The sequence below is a fragment of the Exilispira thermophila genome (genome assembly GCF_055389015.1).
In genome coordinates this window covers 73521-90906 of record NZ_AP042476.1, presented here as the reverse complement: position 1 = coordinate 90906, position 17386 = coordinate 73521, and the positions used below count along the sequence as shown (strand labels likewise).

General features: G+C 20.5%; 15 protein-coding genes and 2 tRNA genes. 10 read left to right on the top strand and 7 right to left on the bottom strand.

Going from position 1 to position 17386, the window contains the following annotated elements:
- Window positions 1-35: 35 nt before the first annotated feature.
- Both ACZ5EC_RS00410 and ACZ5EC_RS00405 read right to left on the bottom strand, forming a co-directional pair.
- Complete coding sequence (locus ACZ5EC_RS00410) at window positions 36-476, bottom strand: CBS domain-containing protein (protein WP_464302996.1); 441 nt, start codon at window positions 474-476, stop codon at window positions 36-38.
- A gap of 399 nt (window positions 477-875) precedes the next feature.
- Complete coding sequence (locus ACZ5EC_RS00405) at window positions 876-1976, bottom strand: divergent polysaccharide deacetylase family protein (RefSeq protein ID WP_464302995.1); 1101 nt, start codon at window positions 1974-1976, stop codon at window positions 876-878.
- Between the two features lie 220 nt (window positions 1977-2196).
- Between ACZ5EC_RS00405 and ACZ5EC_RS00400 the strand changes: the two genes are divergently transcribed.
- Both ACZ5EC_RS00400 and ACZ5EC_RS00395 read left to right on the top strand, forming a co-directional pair.
- On the top strand, window positions 2197-3543 hold the full coding sequence (locus ACZ5EC_RS00400) for a sensor histidine kinase (protein ID WP_464302994.1): 1347 nt from the start codon (window positions 2197-2199) through the stop codon (window positions 3541-3543).
- 19 nt (window positions 3544-3562) lie between these two features.
- Entirely contained in the window at window positions 3563-4924 is a 1362-nt protein-coding gene (locus tag ACZ5EC_RS00395) for a hypothetical protein (RefSeq protein WP_464302993.1), read from the top strand.
- Here ACZ5EC_RS00395 and ACZ5EC_RS00390 read toward each other — a convergent pair.
- Entirely contained in the window at window positions 4905-6824 is a 1920-nt protein-coding gene (locus ACZ5EC_RS00390) for a DUF5693 family protein (protein ID WP_464302992.1), read from the bottom strand. The genes ACZ5EC_RS00395 and ACZ5EC_RS00390 overlap by 20 nt on opposite strands.
- Before the next feature lie 84 nt (window positions 6825-6908).
- On the opposite strand from ACZ5EC_RS00390, the gene ACZ5EC_RS00385 reads away from it, so the two are divergent.
- The 8 genes from ACZ5EC_RS00385 (at window position 6909) to ACZ5EC_RS00350 (ending at window position 12893) form a co-directional block, all read left to right on the top strand.
- Window positions 6909-7259 (top strand): YraN family protein, encoded by a 351-nt coding sequence (locus ACZ5EC_RS00385; RefSeq protein ID WP_464302991.1) that lies wholly within the window; start codon window positions 6909-6911, stop codon window positions 7257-7259.
- 12 nt (window positions 7260-7271) lie between these two features.
- Window positions 7272-7394 carry a hypothetical protein gene (locus ACZ5EC_RS00380; RefSeq protein WP_464302990.1) on the top strand — a complete coding sequence of 41 codons (123 nt, stop codon included), beginning with the start codon at window positions 7272-7274 and terminating at the stop codon, window positions 7392-7394.
- 350 nt (window positions 7395-7744) lie between these two features.
- Window positions 7745-8962 (top strand): OmpA family protein, encoded by a 1218-nt coding sequence (locus tag ACZ5EC_RS00375; protein WP_464302989.1) that lies wholly within the window; start codon window positions 7745-7747, stop codon window positions 8960-8962.
- Between the two features lie 289 nt (window positions 8963-9251).
- Window positions 9252-10784 carry a radical SAM protein gene (locus ACZ5EC_RS00370; protein WP_464302988.1) on the top strand — a complete coding sequence of 511 codons (1533 nt, stop codon included), beginning with the start codon at window positions 9252-9254 and terminating at the stop codon, window positions 10782-10784.
- Between the two features lie 111 nt (window positions 10785-10895).
- A complete protein-coding gene (gene rsmD, locus ACZ5EC_RS00365) occupies window positions 10896-11468 on the top strand; it encodes a 16S rRNA (guanine(966)-N(2))-methyltransferase RsmD (RefSeq protein WP_464302987.1) in 573 nt (190 codons plus the stop codon).
- Window positions 11458-12660: a triphosphoribosyl-dephospho-CoA synthase gene (locus ACZ5EC_RS00360; RefSeq protein WP_464302986.1), complete on the top strand. Its 1203-nt coding sequence runs from the start codon at window positions 11458-11460 to the stop codon at window positions 12658-12660. Before rsmD ends, ACZ5EC_RS00360 begins: the two co-directional genes overlap by 11 nt.
- A 77-nt stretch (window positions 12661-12737) precedes the next feature.
- Window positions 12738-12810: transfer RNA gene (locus tag ACZ5EC_RS00355), tRNA-Val, on the top strand.
- A 10-nt stretch (window positions 12811-12820) separates the two neighbouring features.
- Window positions 12821-12893 (top strand) — tRNA-Gly (locus ACZ5EC_RS00350).
- A gap of 148 nt (window positions 12894-13041) precedes the next feature.
- Here the strand turns inward: ACZ5EC_RS00350 and ACZ5EC_RS00345 are convergent.
- The 4 genes from ACZ5EC_RS00345 to ACZ5EC_RS00330 form a co-directional block, all read right to left on the bottom strand.
- The gene (locus ACZ5EC_RS00345) at window positions 13042-15546 is read right to left on the bottom strand and encodes a hybrid sensor histidine kinase/response regulator (protein ID WP_464302985.1); all 2505 of its coding nucleotides are present in this window, start codon (window positions 15544-15546) and stop codon (window positions 13042-13044) included.
- A gap of 398 nt (window positions 15547-15944) precedes the next feature.
- Window positions 15945-16289 (bottom strand): DUF190 domain-containing protein, encoded by a 345-nt coding sequence (locus ACZ5EC_RS00340; protein WP_464302984.1) that lies wholly within the window; start codon window positions 16287-16289, stop codon window positions 15945-15947.
- Between the two features lie 87 nt (window positions 16290-16376).
- On the bottom strand, window positions 16377-16760 hold the full coding sequence (crcB, locus tag ACZ5EC_RS00335; protein ID WP_464302983.1) for a fluoride efflux transporter CrcB: 384 nt from the start codon (window positions 16758-16760) through the stop codon (window positions 16377-16379).
- Between the two features lie 174 nt (window positions 16761-16934).
- Window positions 16935-17195 carry an RNA recognition motif domain-containing protein gene (locus ACZ5EC_RS00330; RefSeq protein WP_464302982.1) on the bottom strand — a complete coding sequence of 87 codons (261 nt, stop codon included), beginning with the start codon at window positions 17193-17195 and terminating at the stop codon, window positions 16935-16937.
- Window positions 17196-17386 lie beyond the last annotated feature (191 nt).

The following is a 17386-nucleotide window of genomic DNA, read 5'->3' as shown; positions in this document are numbered from 1 at the left end:
AAAAATTTTAAATTTATTTTTTATTTTTTTCTTTTTTATTCTTCCCATAGAATCTTTAATATTTCAAGACAATTTAAATCTCCAATAACTTCTTTGTTTTCATTTACAATTGGAATTTCCTGTATATTCTCTTCAATCATTTTTTCCAGAGCATCAACAATATCTGTATCCTCATATACAAAAATTGGAGGATGAGCTATATCTTTTGCAATTTTTGCAGAAATTATTTTATAAGCATTTAAAGAATCCTCTTTTCTTAAAGTTTTTTTCCCTTTAATAAAATGGGTGGTTTTCAACAAAATATTTGTAGTTATAATCCCTGATAATTGTTTATTTTCTTTTATAACATAAATAGATCTTGATTTTGGATCTTTTAAAAGCTCCTGTATAACAACTTTAATTGGAGCATTTTCATAGACAACAGGTGGTTCTTTTGTAAAAATTTTATGTACCATGGAAACAGTGATTTTTTTCATATTTTTCTCTTTTTATTTTATATATATTTATTTTATATATATTTATTTTATATATAATTATTTTATATATAATTATTTTATATATAATTATTTTTTTCTAAAAATATTATATATCTTTTTTTAAAAAGTTTTTCTATTTTCTAAATTTATATTTCTATTTTATAATTTTTTTATATTATGACTTAAAGTTTTATATCTAATAACATACAGTTTTACAAATTAATATTATTTAAATAATAAATATAAAATTCTTATTTGCAATAGTAATATTTCTTCCTTTTAAAATAATTTTTAATTTAATTATTATTTCCATATTAGAATTAATTACTAAAATTGGATTTTTATATTATTAATTAATTTTTACACTATTAATATTAAAGTTTTATATTATTTTACCAATTATCTAAATTTCTGGAAAAGCTGTTCAACTGTTATAAAATTATAATATTTATAAATTTCAATTTTATCCAGCCACTTTAAAAATTCAATTGTTCTACTTTTTGTAATGTGTCCTATCATAATAACATAATCTCTATTATTTAAAATATTCAGACCCTTTGAAAAATTTGAAATAATATATTTTTCATTATTTAAATTATCAAGAAATAAATTATTTTCAAATACCTTACCCCCTATTTTTGATGCTGCTTTTTCAAATTTACTCTTTGAACTTGTTTTAGAATCAATAAATTTAATATTTAACCTTTTTAATACACTTAATACTTCATCTGTTTTTTCTATATTTTCAGAAATTAAAGATCCCATATGATTGTTTGCATAATTTGTTGGGATTTGAGTTTTAAATCTTAATATTTTTGAATAAATAGAATTATAGTCGTCATTTAATGTTATAAAATCTTTATTAAGGATAAAATCTTTACTATTTTTTGGCTCCATCGGTATATGAATCATTGGAAAAAGATTTTCACTTTTTACAATATCATTGTAATTTTTTTGTGAAAAGGGAAGATCTGGAATTATTGAAATATTAATTTTAAAATGTAAATTTGCAACTTCTTTAATATTATCTTTATTACCACCATCATCAAGAATTAAAACTATATATTTTTTACTATACGGAACAAAATTTTGTTTTATCTTTTTTTGTATATCATATTTAAAATTTTCAAGGTCTTTATCACTTACATTAGAAAATGTTTCATTTACTGAAACTTTTTTTTCATTTTCATCATAACCCATTAAAAGCTTATCTTTGTTATTATCATTATTATCATTTAATTTCGAATCAATTTGTTTATCTTTTGTATTATTATTATTTTTATTTTTAAAATAATTATTATCTAAATTTTGTTTATGAGTTGTTTTTTGAAATTTCTGTAAATCTCTCAGGTAATTGACTTTTTTTAAAATATAGATTTGTGAAATTGAAAGAATAAAAATAATTCCTATTAAAAAATAAATTATTATTTTTAATCTTTTTTCCCTTTGTTTACATGTAGGTTTTCTTTTTTTAACTTTATTTTTTTTATTTATGCTCATCTTTATTTAACCTTTTTATAAGTTTTCCTATTTTTTATTTTATCATACTTTTAAAACCATAAAATTCTTTTTACTTTTATCGTAAACAATATAAATGAATCAATTATTAAATCCTGTTTTAAAAAATAAGTAATTTTAATTTTTTAGTTTTTACCTACTTTTTAACAATATTATAAAATATATTATTGAAATTTAATTGCAATTAAGTAAAATTTTAAATATGAAAAGTGAAAGAACTCAAAAACTTATCTATGATGATAAAATTACTGGTGAGATCCAGATAAATTATTTTAGAATATTTTTTTTAATTTTTGCATCCATTTTTTTATTCTTATTGACTCTTAACATTGAGTATGTAACAATTACATATAAAATAGATGCTGTTCTAATATTTATAGGAATTTTATATTCACTTTATTTTATAAAGCTACTAAAAAAAAAGAGATATTATAAATATTTAACCTATTTTTCTTCTGTATTTGATATTTCTTTAATTACATTTTCTATATTAATGGGTACACATGCTTACAACTCATCTTATGCAATTTTAGGAATGGGGTTTAATGTTTTTATCCTTTTCCCGGATATAATTATAACTATCAGAAGACACAATTATATTAATACCCTTTTTACAACTTTTCTTGCAGCTCTATCTTATCTTATTACTGTAATTGTTATGTATGAGCATAATGTTTTTTCTACTTTATTTATTTCAAATGGTCTTATGATCCGTTTTGATATTGTAAATGAATTATCAAAGGTATTCATAATAATTATTACTGGTTTAATTTGTGCTTTTATATCATATAATTTTGACTTAATTTTTAATAAAGGGATAGAACTTGAAATAAAAAAAGAAAAAATTTCTACAACAAACCGCATTACCTCATCAATAATCCATGATATAAAAAACTCTTTAAATGTAATTTCAGGTTTTTCTGAATTAATTGAAATAAAAATTCAAAATACAAAGAAATACACATCTAAAATTCAGAATGAAGTTCATAATCTTTATGGCTCATTAGAAGAAATTCTTGAATATACAAAAAATAGTAGTGAAATGGTTATATCTTTAAATAAAATAAATATTGATACATTAAAAAATGAAATAAAAGATACTATTACCTCTATAAGTGCAATAAATAAAAAAGTAAATATTAAAATAATAAACAATTTAAAAAACTCTAACATTATTTTGAATATAGATTTATTTAAAATTAAAAGAGCTATTTTAAATATTTTAAAAAATGCTATTGAAGCTTCATTATCAAACGGTAAACCTCAAATAGTAATTAAACTTGATAAAAAAATAAAAAAAATCAAGAAAAATAGAGAAAATGAATTTATTGTGATATCTATATCTGATAATGGACCAGGCATTGAAGAAAAAGACCAGGAATTAATTTTCACACCCTTTTACACTAAAAATAAAAAAAATGGTACAGGTCTGGGATTGGCTATTACTAAAAATATCATTGACCATCATAATGGAAATATTTATTATAAATCCCAAAAGGGTGAAGGAACAACTTTCTTTATTGAAATACCATGTTCTAATTTAACATAATAACTTTAATGGATCTATTGTGAAAAAAAATATTTTGCTTATTGGTTATATCCAGAACCTAGGAGATATCCTTTTATCAAATTTTTTATATAATCACCTTAATTCTAATTTCAATATTATAAAAATTAAAAGTAAATATAACATTTTTGAAATTATAATAAAAATTTTAAAATCTCAAAAAATTTTTATTTATGGTGGAGTTTTCCAGGATATCTCTTCATTTAAATCATTTTTATTTTATTTTGTTATTATTAAAATTTCAAATATTTTTAGAAAAAAAGTTATTTTGATATCAACATCAATTGAATCTTTAAAAAACAGATTTTCAAAATATCTTATAAAGATTATAAAACTTGATTTTTGCTGGGTAAGGGATAATTTTTCTTATAATACTTTAAAAGATATTTCTAAAATAATAATTTTAAAAAAGGATCCTGTTGACCTTTTTTTTATAAAAAATAATAAGTCGATAAATAATAAGCCTATAAATTTATCTAAAACATTTTTAATACATAAAATTGATAACATTTCTTTTATAACTAATACTGAATACAAATTTAAAAATCAGTTTCAAAATTTTAAAATTGAAAAATTAAACAACCCAGTAAATCTCAACTTAATTGTATCAATCAATCATAATTATAATAATGACTTTAAAACAATTGAAATTTTATTAAAACATTTTCTTAAAAATTTTTATTCCCAAATAGAAAATAAAATTTCTTTATATGATAATAAACTAAATAATAAAAATCTACAGTATTTCCAATTGAAAAATTTTTCATTGAAAAAAATTAAATTGAATATTAATACAACAATTGTTTATACTGATATTAACGAATATAACAAAAAAGAGATTTTAGAACCATTAATCATTAAAAAAATAGAAAAAGTTTTTAATAATCATGAATATAACAATATTATAAATTGTTTTGAATTTAAGAATTATTTATGCATTAATAAAAATAATTTTTATGAATTATTTTCAAATATAGATATATTAAATCATAGTTACAATATCATTAATAATAGAAATAATAACTCCTATAAAATAATTTACCATATTAATCAATTTAATGGCTTAAAAGAAAACAAAAATTATAACTTTAATCATTATAGTGATTATAATTTTACTGATAACAATATTAAGATCAAAAAAAATAACAATAATAATATTGATTATAACAATTATTACATTAACTTTAATAATTATCAATACAATGATTATAACAATGATAACAATATTAATATTATAATGAGTTCAAGATTACATTTCAATATCTTATTAAAAGGATTAATAAATAACTCAAAAAGTTTAAATTATTTTTTTTATTTTTTTGGTGAAAAAAATATTAACTATTTTATGACTCATTATATTTAATTTTCTTTGTAAAAAATTTCTTTTTAACAAAAACTTTAAAAATATAAATTAATATTATATAAAAAGCAAATGGTATTGCACTTCTATAAATGGTTATATAAAATGGAGTATGGAAGTGGTAGCTTGAATTTAAAAAACTTATAACGGGAAAATAACCCAAAAAAATTAAAAAAAATTCCTTTTTAAATAAATTAATAACATTTTCATTGATACTATTCTTAATATAATTAGAACTATTAACTAAAACAAAATAAAATAAAAATGGATAAAAAATTATCTCTTTAAATCTTGGCCTGATAAAAAATATTTTTTCTAAAAAATCTCTTATACTCATTTCTAATGGAAAAGGTCTATCAAAAAATAACCTGAAGAAAAACACCAAAATGATAAATATTATTAGAGTAAATTGAATAATTAATTTTTTATTATTTTTTAAATTATTAAAAACAACTGGAAAATAATAAGAAATTTTATTAAAGGAAAATTTTTTGTTAAAATGTAATGAATTAAATAAATAAGGTTTAATTTCTATAAAACAAAATATTATCACTAAAAATAAAAATGGGGAAAAATAATAAAATATAACCAGGTGGTTTTTCAAAAACAGGAAAGAATATTCATCTAATTGTGGTATAAAATGAATTGTAAAGCCAGTTAAAAATGTATTTATAACGAAAATTGTAAAATTTATTTTTCCAATTGTAAATAAAATATAATTAAATAAAGTATTAAAAAACAAAAAAAATAAAATTATATTTAAAAAGAACTGATAAAAATAAAATACTGCTTTTGAACAATTATTATAGAATAAACTATAAAAAAAATTAAATAAAATTATTAAAATAAATACTAGAAATATTAAATTAAAATACTTTAAAATATTTATTCTATTACTATTTTCAAAAATTTTACTCCAATTTATTTTAATATAATCTATAATAAATTTTAGGTTTCTTACAAAAAAATAAAGTAAAAAAAACAAAAAAACATATGAAAAGATCATATTAATAGAGTAATTATAATTAACTGGAAAGTTTTTAAGATTAAGAATTTTTTTATAAAAGCTATTTGTTATGTTCTCATTTAAAAAGATATAAGTACATTTTCTTTCAAGATATGCCCTTTTTATACGATGATATAATTTAAAATTTGAGCTTATATTTTCAAAAATAAAATGAGTCTTAATTAAATTTACTGATTCATATTTTCCTTTATAAAAATAGTATTTATAAAAATTGTAATTATCATTTAAAAAATTATAATTCTTATTTATTTTACTAATTTCATCTCTTCTACTTAAAATACTAAGTTCATTTATTTCATTATCTATATTTTTTTTATTTATAATTACTATATTATCAAATGATTCAGGGATAAAATTAAACTTTACTATTTCTGGTTTTATATTGTTTTTACTTTTTGTTTGTTTTATGTTGCTTTTATTTACAGTTTTTTTTGTATTATTTTTAACTATTGTTTGTTTAATATTGTTTTTGCTAACTGTTTGTTTTGTATTGTTTTTAATTATTGATTTACTATTAATTTCATCAAACTTTATTTTATTTAAATTTGACTCATAAAGAGTATTTTTGTTAAAAATAATATCATAATTTACAAAATAGGGATTAAAAAAAATCTGTTCATTTTTACCATTTTTATAATTATTATCTTTTCTATCATAATTAACATTCAACTTATTATTAGGTTTTTTATAAGAATAATCATTAAAAAAAGAACTATTTATATAAATTATTGGAACTTTTTTGAACAAATTATTGTCTATAATTAATAAAGGAAATATTTTTTCAGGTATAAAAATATAAAAACTAAGTAACAAACTTATTATAAATAGAATACTAAATAAAATATATTCTTTTTTATTTAAACTTGTTTTTTTCATCTAAAATCTTTTATAACTTTTTTTAACAAAATTACAAACTTTTAAATATATAATTTAGGAAAAAGAAAATTATCCGAAAAAAAAATGAACAGAAACAAAAGAGATAAAGGTAAATATTTTGAACAAATTGCTATTTCCTATCTTTTACAAAAAAAATATAAGATAATATGTAATAATTTTTATACAAAATATGGTGAAATTGATTTGATTGGAACTAAAGATGACTATCTTATATTTTTTGAAGTAAAAGGGGGGAAAGATAAATTTAAAGTTTTTGAAAAAATAAATAAAAAGAAAATAAATAGAATAAAAAAAGTAGCAAATATTTTTATCTCTAAAAATAAAATTTATCAATTCTCTAAATTTAGAATTGATGCTTTAATAATAATTGCCATGGAGGGCAATTATAGGATTTTCCATTACAAAAATATATAACAAGGATGTTGTATGAACAAGACAGAAAAAATTCATTGGTTACAAAAAGCCATTAATGATGATGACTATATCAACCATGCTATCATGAAACTTGCCCGGGAACTCATCCTTATCCTTTACAGGCTAAATATTTAAAAACAAGTTCATTTTTATAACTTTATTTACAAAAATGAATATAATATAATCCTTTTTTACTGGATATAAAAGTGAACTTTATTTCTAAAAACATTTTTAAATTTCACTTTAAAATTTTCCTTTTAATAAAAATAATTTCAAAGATTATTTTGTATAACTATAATTTTCAATTTAACTACAATAATGAAAAGATGATATAAATAAAAGTATATAAAAAATAGGATTAATAATTTTATGTAAAAAGGTAAAAAATAATTTAAATATAAAATCAAATTATAAAAAGAATTATTTTTAAAATATATTATAATAAAATAAATAGTTTAAAATTTATAAAATTCAGGGGAATAAAAATGAAAATAAAATTAAATAATTATAAAAAAATCTTATTAATACTTGTTTTAATTTCTACTATACCCTTATTTTTTAGTTTTAAATTTTCTTTTAATAAAGATGATATAATAATGATTTCTGGAACATTTTCTGAGAATATCTATGTAAATGATAAATTTGCTAAAAAATGGGATGTTGAAAATCTTGCAAAACTTTACATTTATAAGGTAGAGGATGATTTCTACTACATCAAGGGAAAATATTTTTTCTATGAGATAAATAATAATGAAAAAAATCTTTTTGATTATCAACAGGTTCAATTTAAACAATTACAAAATGGTCAAATGATTATTGAAGATAAATATCTTTATCCAACATTAAGGTCATCACCTACATTTCCAGAAAAAGAAGTTGAAATTGGTGATACATGGACAGGTAATGGAGAAGAGATGCAGGATTTTTCAAACTTCTCAATTAAAGGTTTACATATAAAAATACCAATAAATATTTCATATAAATATATAAAAGATGAAGAAAAAGATGGTAAAATTTATGCTGTTATTGAAGCTCATTATACTATGATGTATCCTTTTGAAAAAGAAAATTTTAGAAAATATGATGAAAACAATCCTCAAATGTTTACAGGAAATGTTTCTATTACTTATTACTGGGATAAAGAAGAACATCATGTAGCTTCTTTTATCCAGAAATTTAACCTTTATCTTATTATGCTGGATGGAACAAGATTTAGTTTTGAAGGAACAGGTTCAGGTAAAATGGAAGTAATAAAAAAACTAAATGAAAGCAAAAAAGAAAAAATTGTAAATGATATAAAAAAATCATTACCTGAAAATATAAAAGATGTTGAAGTAAAAAATACTAAAAAAGGGATTGTTTTTGAACTTGGGGAAATATTCTTTGATTTTGACTCATCAAAACTTAATCCAGAAGAACTTGAAAAACTTGATACAATTGGACAGCTGATAAATAAATATTTTCCTGGGTATCAAATAGTTATTGAAGGATATACTGATAATATAGGGAGTGAACAATATAATTTAAATCTATCAAAAATGCGTGCTTACAATGTTTACAATTATTTACTTACTAAGCATTATATTGATGAAGCAACCTCCAGTTTTGTAGGATATGGTGAATCCAATCCTGCTTATCCAAATGATACAGAAGAAAATAGAAAAAAGAATAGAAGAGTTGAAATCGTTATTATTGATTATTAAAATAATATCAATTTTTAATACAAAATATAAAAAATCTTAAACTATTATATTTAAAGGATACTAAAAATTTTTAAAAATTTTTAATTAACAAAAACAAAGATTAACCGAAAAATAGGTTAGATTATTTTACATTATTTTGTAAATTATTCCCACCCTCCAGGACTCCATCTTTTAATGGAGTCCTACTTTTTTATAAAAATAAAAATTTATAAAAATAAAAATTTTATCTAGTTTAACAATTAACAAAAAAAATCATTGATAATCTAATTCATTTAATTACTCTATTTCTATGATAAGAATCAACTTTTTTGTAATAGATGAGAATAAATACTCTTTATCCCCTTTAATTTCTATTGCTGAAGAATTTCCATTTTCTATAAATCTTATAAAATTACCAAAAACACTTTATAACCTTATAAATTACAACGAAATTAATCAAAAACTGCATATATTTTTTAATAATTTAGAAGTAAAATATAAAGTTGATAAAAAGAATCAAAATATTTTTATTTTATCCTGGACCACCTGGTATAGAAGATTTTTTATAGGACTATCTAAATTTTTACAAATAAATTTTCCAGAAAGCATAATTCTTTCAGGAGGTGCTGATGTTACTGGAAGTTATAATATTTTAAAACCATATTTTGACACCCTTTGTGTTGGTGAAGGGGAATTATTTTTCTTTAAAGTTCTGGATTTAATAAATAAAAACAAAAAAGACTTTGGAAAAACAGAAAATCAATTAAAAGGGATATTTATAAATAACAAAAAAAACATCTTTAAACTTAAAAATAATAAAAAAGAAAATTTTACAGATTTAAATGATATTTTATCTCTTATAAAATTATATATCAAAAAACACAAAAATATTGGAATAGAAATTTCAAGACAGGATGAGGAACAAATTTTTAATAGCGTAAAAAATAGTAATACCCCTGTTGATCTAATTTTTCAAATTTCTGCTGTTTTTCCAACAAAAATTCAATTTTTTCATCCATCTGAAATTACAAGAGGTTGTAGTGGATTATGCTATTTCTGTCAAACACCTTTTATCTCAGGTTTTTATGAAAGACATAAAAATATATACATATTATTAAAATATTTAGAATACTCCTTAAATTTTAGTAAATTTTATTTTAGATTTATATCACCAAATTTTTTATCCTTTTATTATAACATTAATGATTTAGATATATTTAATAAGGTTAAATTGTTAAATTATACAATTGATCATAAATATATTTCAAAAAAATTTGCATTTAATAAAGACAAAAAGGCAAATATAGTCTTTTTTGATAAATTTTTATCAAAAATGAAGTCATTAAATTCTGATATAAAACTTTTTTTAGGATCTTTTCCTTCGGAAATATCTATAAATTTTATTGATAAAGAAACAATTAAATTATTATCAAATTATTCTGATAATAAAGATATTATAGTTGGATTGCAAACCGCATCAAATAGATTGCTTAAATTGACAGGTAGAAATTATAACCTTGAATATTTTAATGAAAAATTGGATATTATAGTAAATTATTACAATATAATAATTGATCTAATTTTTGGCCTTCCTTATGAAACCAGTGAAGATAAAAAAACAACTTTTAATTATATAAAAAGAATTTCAGAAATCTATAATGGTAAAATAAAATTTAATTTACACTATTTCCTTCCATTACCTGGAACCCCTTTTAGAGACAAATATCCTCAACCTTTAAATATGGATGACATAAAAAAGTTTTATGCTTTAATTGGTGATAGAAAGGGATTTGGAAACTGGAAAGCTCAAATGGAAGAATATTTTACAAGAATTAAAATATAAAAAATTACTATTAAAATTCTATTATCAGTACAACTAAAATTTTATTGTTATTATAATTTTATTGTTATTAAAGTTTTATTTTAATTAAAATTTTATTTTAAAAGGGAAAATATGAGAATCATTGCAGGAAAATATAAAGGGAAAAAATTAAAAGTACCAAAAACTGACCTTAGACCAACTACAAATGTTGTAAGAGAAGCTTTATTTGATATTATTGGTGATAAAATTATTGGGAGTGCTTTTTTAGATATATTTGCAGGATCTGGACTTGTTGGTCTGGAAGCTTTATCAAGGGGAGCAAAGACTGTATCTTTTGTTGAAAAAAGTAAAGTTGCAGGAATTACTATAAAAGAAAATATCAAAACTCTTAATGCCAATGGAAAAGTTTATACAATTGATTTTAGAAAATTTTTAAAACACCATTCTGAAAAATATGATTATATTTTCTTCTCTCCACCCTATTTTGAAAAATATGAATATGATATTTTAAAATATCTTGAAATATCAAAAGTTTTAGATGATAAAACTTTGATAATTATACAAATTTATAAAAAAGTTGACCTTCCTTTATCAGATTTTAATTTTAAGGTTTTAGATGAAAGAAGATATGGAATCACAAAGCTAATTTTTTTAAAAAAAGAAAATAACCTGCAAAAAGAAATTAATATTCAAAATGAAAAATGAAAAGAATAATGATCTTGATTTTAAATCTAATTTAATATTTACATTGGTCCAATCATTATTTATAGAATTATCACTTCATCCCAAACCTGGTCTTATAACTCCAATTGAATTAAATTCACATAATGATATGGATTTTTTCTTAATGCTAGATTCAATAAAAATATTACAAAAATACTTTTTAGAATTTTATACATTTGTTGAAACCAGGGTTGATGATTATTTAAGAAAAGAATTACAATCCATTAATTATAACATAATTGAAAACAGATTAAATAATATCAAAAATATGCAAACAAATCTTAAATTTAAATTTAAATTTAAATTTAAATTTAAAATTAAAGTTAAAGATAAAGATAAAGATAATGACAATGACAATGATAATGATAATAATATTTATAATAATAATGATAATAATAATATAAAAAATAAACTACAAAAAATGATAAATACCTTTATTAATAATAATTATGAAGATTTTTTAAAAAAAGCAATTTACTGGGAAAAAAAGCTTTTTAAATTTACAAATGGTGTAAATACTTATAAAGGTATTATCTTTTCTTTTTCTATATTTATAATTACATTCATTTTATATTTAAAATTAGATTTATTATCTGAAAATCCTATTCATAAAATTCTTTTAGAAAATGAAAGAAATAATTTTAAATCCCCTGATCTTAATTTATTTTATTTCTTAAACAAAATAGTTGGAAGTAAAATTGTAGCTTTTAAAAAAGAAAATGGTGATTCAGTTAAATTAACTTATGGTAGTATTTTGCGTAAACAAAAAATTGAAGGAGAAATTTTTTCAATTGCAGCTTCTGGTTATAAAATTTGTTTCAATACAGCAGAATATATTTATAATCTTATGAATTCTTTAAATCAAATTATTAAAAACTCAAATATTTCATATACTAAAATTTATAATTATAAAAAAGCAATTTTTTTAAAAGGATTTTGCAATATTGGGAAACAAATTCTTGACTCCAATATTGCTGGTAAAAAAAACACTGATTTAAATACTAAATATAACCAATTATGTGAACATATTATAGACATTTCATTTTTTAAATATAAAAAAATTTACAAAAAAATTAATTCTATCAATAAATTTTGTATTAGAAACAAAATATCTCCAGGAGGGACAGCAGACCTTTTAGCATACTCTATTGCTTTATATAAATTATTATTTTAATAAAAATTTATATTTTTTTTAATTTTATACTTGACAAAGATATTAAATTTGGTATTTATTTTTCACACAGAAAGAATGGGCGATTAGCTCAGCTGGGAGAGCATCTGCCTTACAAGCAGAGGGTCGTAGGTTCAAGCCCTGCATCGCCCATTTTTTTTATGCGGGAATAGCTCAGTTGGTAGAGCTCCACCTTGCCAAGGTGGATGTCGCGGGTTCGAGTCCCGTTTCCCGCTATTTTCTTTAAAAAAATTATAACATTTTCTATTAGTTTAAATTTTAAATCACTTTTTTTAATTTGAAAAAATCAATAAATAAACGAGAATCAAATGAAATAAATCAATTATAAAAGTGTTGGTTAGTAAAAATTTGATTATAAATTTTTCAGTAAAATACTTTGTTTATAATTTCTATCAATTCTTCTTTTGAAAAAGGTTTAGGTAAAAAAAATGTATTATCAATTGAAAGTAATTCATCAATATTTTCATTTTTTATATATCCAGACATTATTATAACTGGAGTCTCTTTATTAATTTTTCTTATCTCTCTTAAAGTTTCTTTACCTCCCAGTTTTGGCATAACCAGGTCAAGAAAAACTACTTTAATTTTATCAAGATTTTTTTTAATATCATTTATCCCCTGCAAACCATTATTACATTCTATTGTTTTAAATCCAATCATTTGTAACATTTTTGATGTTGTTTTTCTTATAATCTCTTCATCATCTATTATTAAAGCATATCCATTTTTCATATTTTTAACAATAGAATTTACATTTGATTTACTTTTTTCAATTTTAGATGAAGTTTTCTCATTTGTTAAAATTACAGGTAAAAGTATTTCAAACTTTGTACCTTTGTTTGGCTCACTATCCACTGTAATGATGCCTTTTAAAGACTCTACAATATTTAAAACTGAAGCTAATCCTAAACCTGTTCCTTTTCCAGTTTCTTTTGTTGTGAAATATGGAGTAAAAATTTTATCCAGCATCTCTTTTTCTATTCCTATCCCTGTATCTTTTATTGAAATTTTAACATATGTGTTGTTTGATAAAGAATACTTTTGATATTTTCTGTAATCTTTATTAAAATTAAGAATATTTTTATAAAAGTATAAATTTTCAGTCTTAATTGTTAATGTACCCCCATCAGGCATTGCATCATCAGCATTTATGTATAAATTTAATAAAGCATTTTGTAAATCTGGCTCAAAACATAGTACCTTTACTTTTTTAGCTTCTGGAATAAACTTTATCTCTATTTTTTTACTCAAAGTTTGTTTTGCTATTTTTAACGAATTTTTTATTATTTCATGAATATCATAAATTTTAAAGCTATGTGGAGTTTTTTTTGTTAAAGTTAAAAGTTTTTTTGTAGTTTCTTTTGCTACATTGGATGAAGTAATTATCAAATTTACAAAATCTTTGAGTTCATTATTATCTTTTACCTTTTCTTTAATTATTTCTGCTGCACCTAAAATGCCTCCTAAAATATTATTAAAATCATGAGCAATTCCACCTGCTAACTTCGCAATAGTTTCATTAATTTGAGATTTCCTCAATTGTTCCTCTAAATTTAATATTTTACTAATATCTTCAAAAATAAAAATATAACCAAAAATATTTTTTTTATCTTCTCTTTTAAAAGTCTCAGATTTAGATATTATCTGATTTACTTTATACAAAATTGGCTTTTCTTTTGAAAATTTATCTAATAACAAAGCTTTCTTTTTCTCATCTGTTACTATATTAGTTATATTATCTTTTGTAAACTTAATAGGTTCAATAGTGTCAAAATCAAAAAGTGTAAAAACTAAAGATATGTCTTTACCATAAATCTCTTGAAGTTTAAATCCAGTAATTTTATTAGCCTGATAATTCATATTTTTAATTTTTAAGTCATTATCAGTTACAATTATTCCTTCCCCTATAGATTCAAATACTGTTTCAAGATGAGATTTTTCATTTTTTAATTCATTGGTTGCATGTTTAATAGAAAGTAGTGCATTTGCAAGTTTATAAAAAACTGTAATTATCTTTTTAGATTCCTCAGAAAAATGTTTCCCCTTTTCAGTAATATCAAATGTTAAACCACAATATTTAATGTTTTTAAGATATAAATCAAATGTTAAAGATTCATATGCATGTTTAATTGATTTTAAAAATAATTGTTTATCATTTTCAGTTTTTAAACCTTTTACTGTTTCATTATTAATATTTTTGAGTATCTGGACTCCCCATTCAACCTTTTCAAAAGCTGACATTGGAATATACAATTTTTTAAGAATATTTATATCATGACCAATACTATCAATAAATTTAACTTTATTATCTTTATATAGAAAACAGGAACCAGCTTTAGCTTCTTCAATTAAAGTAAATCCAGTATTTAAAAGTTGAGATAAAAAAGATTCTATATCACTATCAGGAGAAAAATCAATTTCCAGAATTAACTTTAAAATTTCCTGATATTTAATAAAAAGATTTTTATATTTCTCTTTTGATTCTTTTATACTATTTTCTTGAACTATTTCTTTTGTTATATCAACACCTGATACAATTACAGACAATTCCCCCTTAAACTTTATTTTCAAAGCTTTAAAATAGATCCATTTAGTTTTTCCACTTTTTGTTAAAATTTTGAACCTATATTCTGAAACAATTTTTTTACCTTTTAATCTTTCAAAACCACGTTTTTTTACAATTTCTCGATCTTCAGGATGCACTATATCCCAGAATTTCATCTTAATCAATTCTTCTTTAGAATATCCTAAAAACCTTACTGCTTCTTCATTTGCATAAACAAAATTTTCTTTCTGGTATATTAGTATAGGTAATTTAATAAATTTTTCTATTATTTCTATTACAACACCATCGTTAATCTCTATCAAAAATAATCCCCCATTTTTATTTATGTTAAGATAAGAAATTTATTTTTTATTTCTTATTTCAAGAAAATGAATCTCTTTTTCTAGTGAACCCCAAATAATTTTTGGGTACAATTTTAGTTTTGTTTGAAATATAAATAATATTTAATATTATTTTTTACATAAAATTTTTTAAATACTTCTTTTTTTATTGAAAATTTATTTAACTTTATCTGTAATACTTATAAAAAATAAAAAAAATTGTAATTTTTTACTTAATAATTTATTTGTAAGTTAACAAACTAACAAATCTATATAATGAAATGATGAAATTAATCTTATATAATTATTTTAATAAATTGATATTCATTTTAATTATAAGCTATTATTATGTTTTTTCAAATTTATAAAAGATTTCAATTTTATTTTTTGCTTTGATTATGAGTATATTTTATAACTTTTATCTCTTCCAGAGTAATTAAACCTTCTTTAATTACTTCCTCTAAAAAAGGTAATATTCTATCAATTTTTTCTTTTTTATCTACAATTTCAATAATTATTGGTAGGTCTTCAGAAAGTGATAACAACTTTAGTGTATGGATTCTACTATTTGCTCCAAATCCCATAATTCCTCTAATAACAGTTGCTCCAGCCATATTTAATTCCCTGGCTTTATAAACAATTTTTTCATAAAGTGGTTTTCCTTTACAATGATCCTTTTCTCCTAAAAAAATCCTCAATAACATTGAATTTTCTGGTAATTTCATATTTACCCCCATATTTTGATTTTTTCATAATTTTATATCTAAGCATTTTATTAATTATTGTATTTTCACAATTTTATTAAATTTATTTTATCTTATATGTAAAAGATATCTTGCTAAAAACACTCCTGCAAGTAAAAATATAAAACCAAGTATATTAGTTATTAAAAAATAAATTATAGCAAATTTATATTCATAATTAGCAATAAGGTTAAATGTTTCCAGCATATAAGTAGAAAAAGTAGTAAATCCACCTATAAATCCTATAAAAATAAAGCTTCTTAATTCTGGTGAAAGTATTTCATAATTAAAAAATTCCCATAATAAACCAATCAAAAATGATCCAAAAATATTAACTAAGATTGTACCTGCTGGAAAATTTGTTGATGTTGACTGTGATATAAACATTGATAATAAATATCGACTAACAGCACCAAATCCTCCTCCTAGAAATATAAAAAGTATCTTAACCATAGCATCTCCTTGTACTATCTTTTAACACTATCTTAATAAAAAAAAGGGAGGTAAATCCCCCCTTTTTGCAGGAAAACATATAAAATAAATTTATTTTATTAATATCTTTGTTAATAATGCTTTTAATATATTTCTAACCTTACAAAGGTTATTAAATATATTGTCTTTTTTTAATTAATAATATCTATTTGGTCTATTATTGTATCTTTTTCTTTTTGGTCTAGCTTCTGATACTTTAATGTTTCTACCATCTAAATCAGTATCATTTAAACCATCAATTGCTGCTTGAGCTTCTTCATCATTATTCATAGTAACAAATCCGAAACCTCTTCTTTCTAAAATGTTAACTTCTTCAACAGAACCAAACTTTTCAAAAGTTGATTTTAAAGTTTCTTCTGTTGTGTCATAATTTAAATTTCCTACATAAATCTTCACTTCACTTCTCCTAAAAAAATTATCATATTTTGTAGCTTCCTGCCTAGCTACAACCTAATATAAAAACTTTAATCTTAAATGTCAATACAAATATTAAAAAAAAATTAAAATTCAAAATTTTTCCTTTTAATTATATAAGGTATCAATTTTTTTATTTCAAATTTAATTATACATATCACCTCATTGTTATT

Bases quoted from the DNA above. Each gene is read 5' to 3' on its own strand.
- ACZ5EC_RS00400 (WP_464302994.1), top strand. From the start codon at position 2,197: ATGAAAAGTGAAAGAACTCAAAAACTTATCTATGATGATAAAATTACT.
- ACZ5EC_RS00370 (WP_464302988.1), top strand. From the start codon at position 9,252: ATGATAAGAATCAACTTTTTTGTAATAGATGAGAATAAATACTCTTTA.
- ACZ5EC_RS00390 (WP_464302992.1), bottom strand. From the start codon at position 6,824: ATGAAAAAAACAAGTTTAAATAAAAAAGAATATATTTTATTTAGTATT.
- ACZ5EC_RS00360 (WP_464302986.1), top strand. From the start codon at position 11,458: ATGAAAAATGAAAAGAATAATGATCTTGATTTTAAATCTAATTTAATA.
- ACZ5EC_RS00405 (WP_464302995.1), bottom strand. From the start codon at position 1,976: ATGAGCATAAATAAAAAAAATAAAGTTAAAAAAAGAAAACCTACATGT.
- ACZ5EC_RS00410 (WP_464302996.1), bottom strand. From the start codon at position 476: ATGAAAAAAATCACTGTTTCCATGGTACATAAAATTTTTACAAAAGAA.
- ACZ5EC_RS00385 (WP_464302991.1), top strand. From the start codon at position 6,909: ATGAACAGAAACAAAAGAGATAAAGGTAAATATTTTGAACAAATTGCT.
- ACZ5EC_RS00380 (WP_464302990.1), top strand. From the start codon at position 7,272: ATGAACAAGACAGAAAAAATTCATTGGTTACAAAAAGCCATTAATGAT.
- crcB (WP_464302983.1), bottom strand. From the start codon at position 16,760: ATGGTTAAGATACTTTTTATATTTCTAGGAGGAGGATTTGGTGCTGTT.
- ACZ5EC_RS00340 (WP_464302984.1), bottom strand. From the start codon at position 16,289: ATGAAATTACCAGAAAATTCAATGTTATTGAGGATTTTTTTAGGAGAA.
- rsmD (WP_464302987.1), top strand. From the start codon at position 10,896: ATGAGAATCATTGCAGGAAAATATAAAGGGAAAAAATTAAAAGTACCA.
- ACZ5EC_RS00375 (WP_464302989.1), top strand. From the start codon at position 7,745: ATGAAAATAAAATTAAATAATTATAAAAAAATCTTATTAATACTTGTT.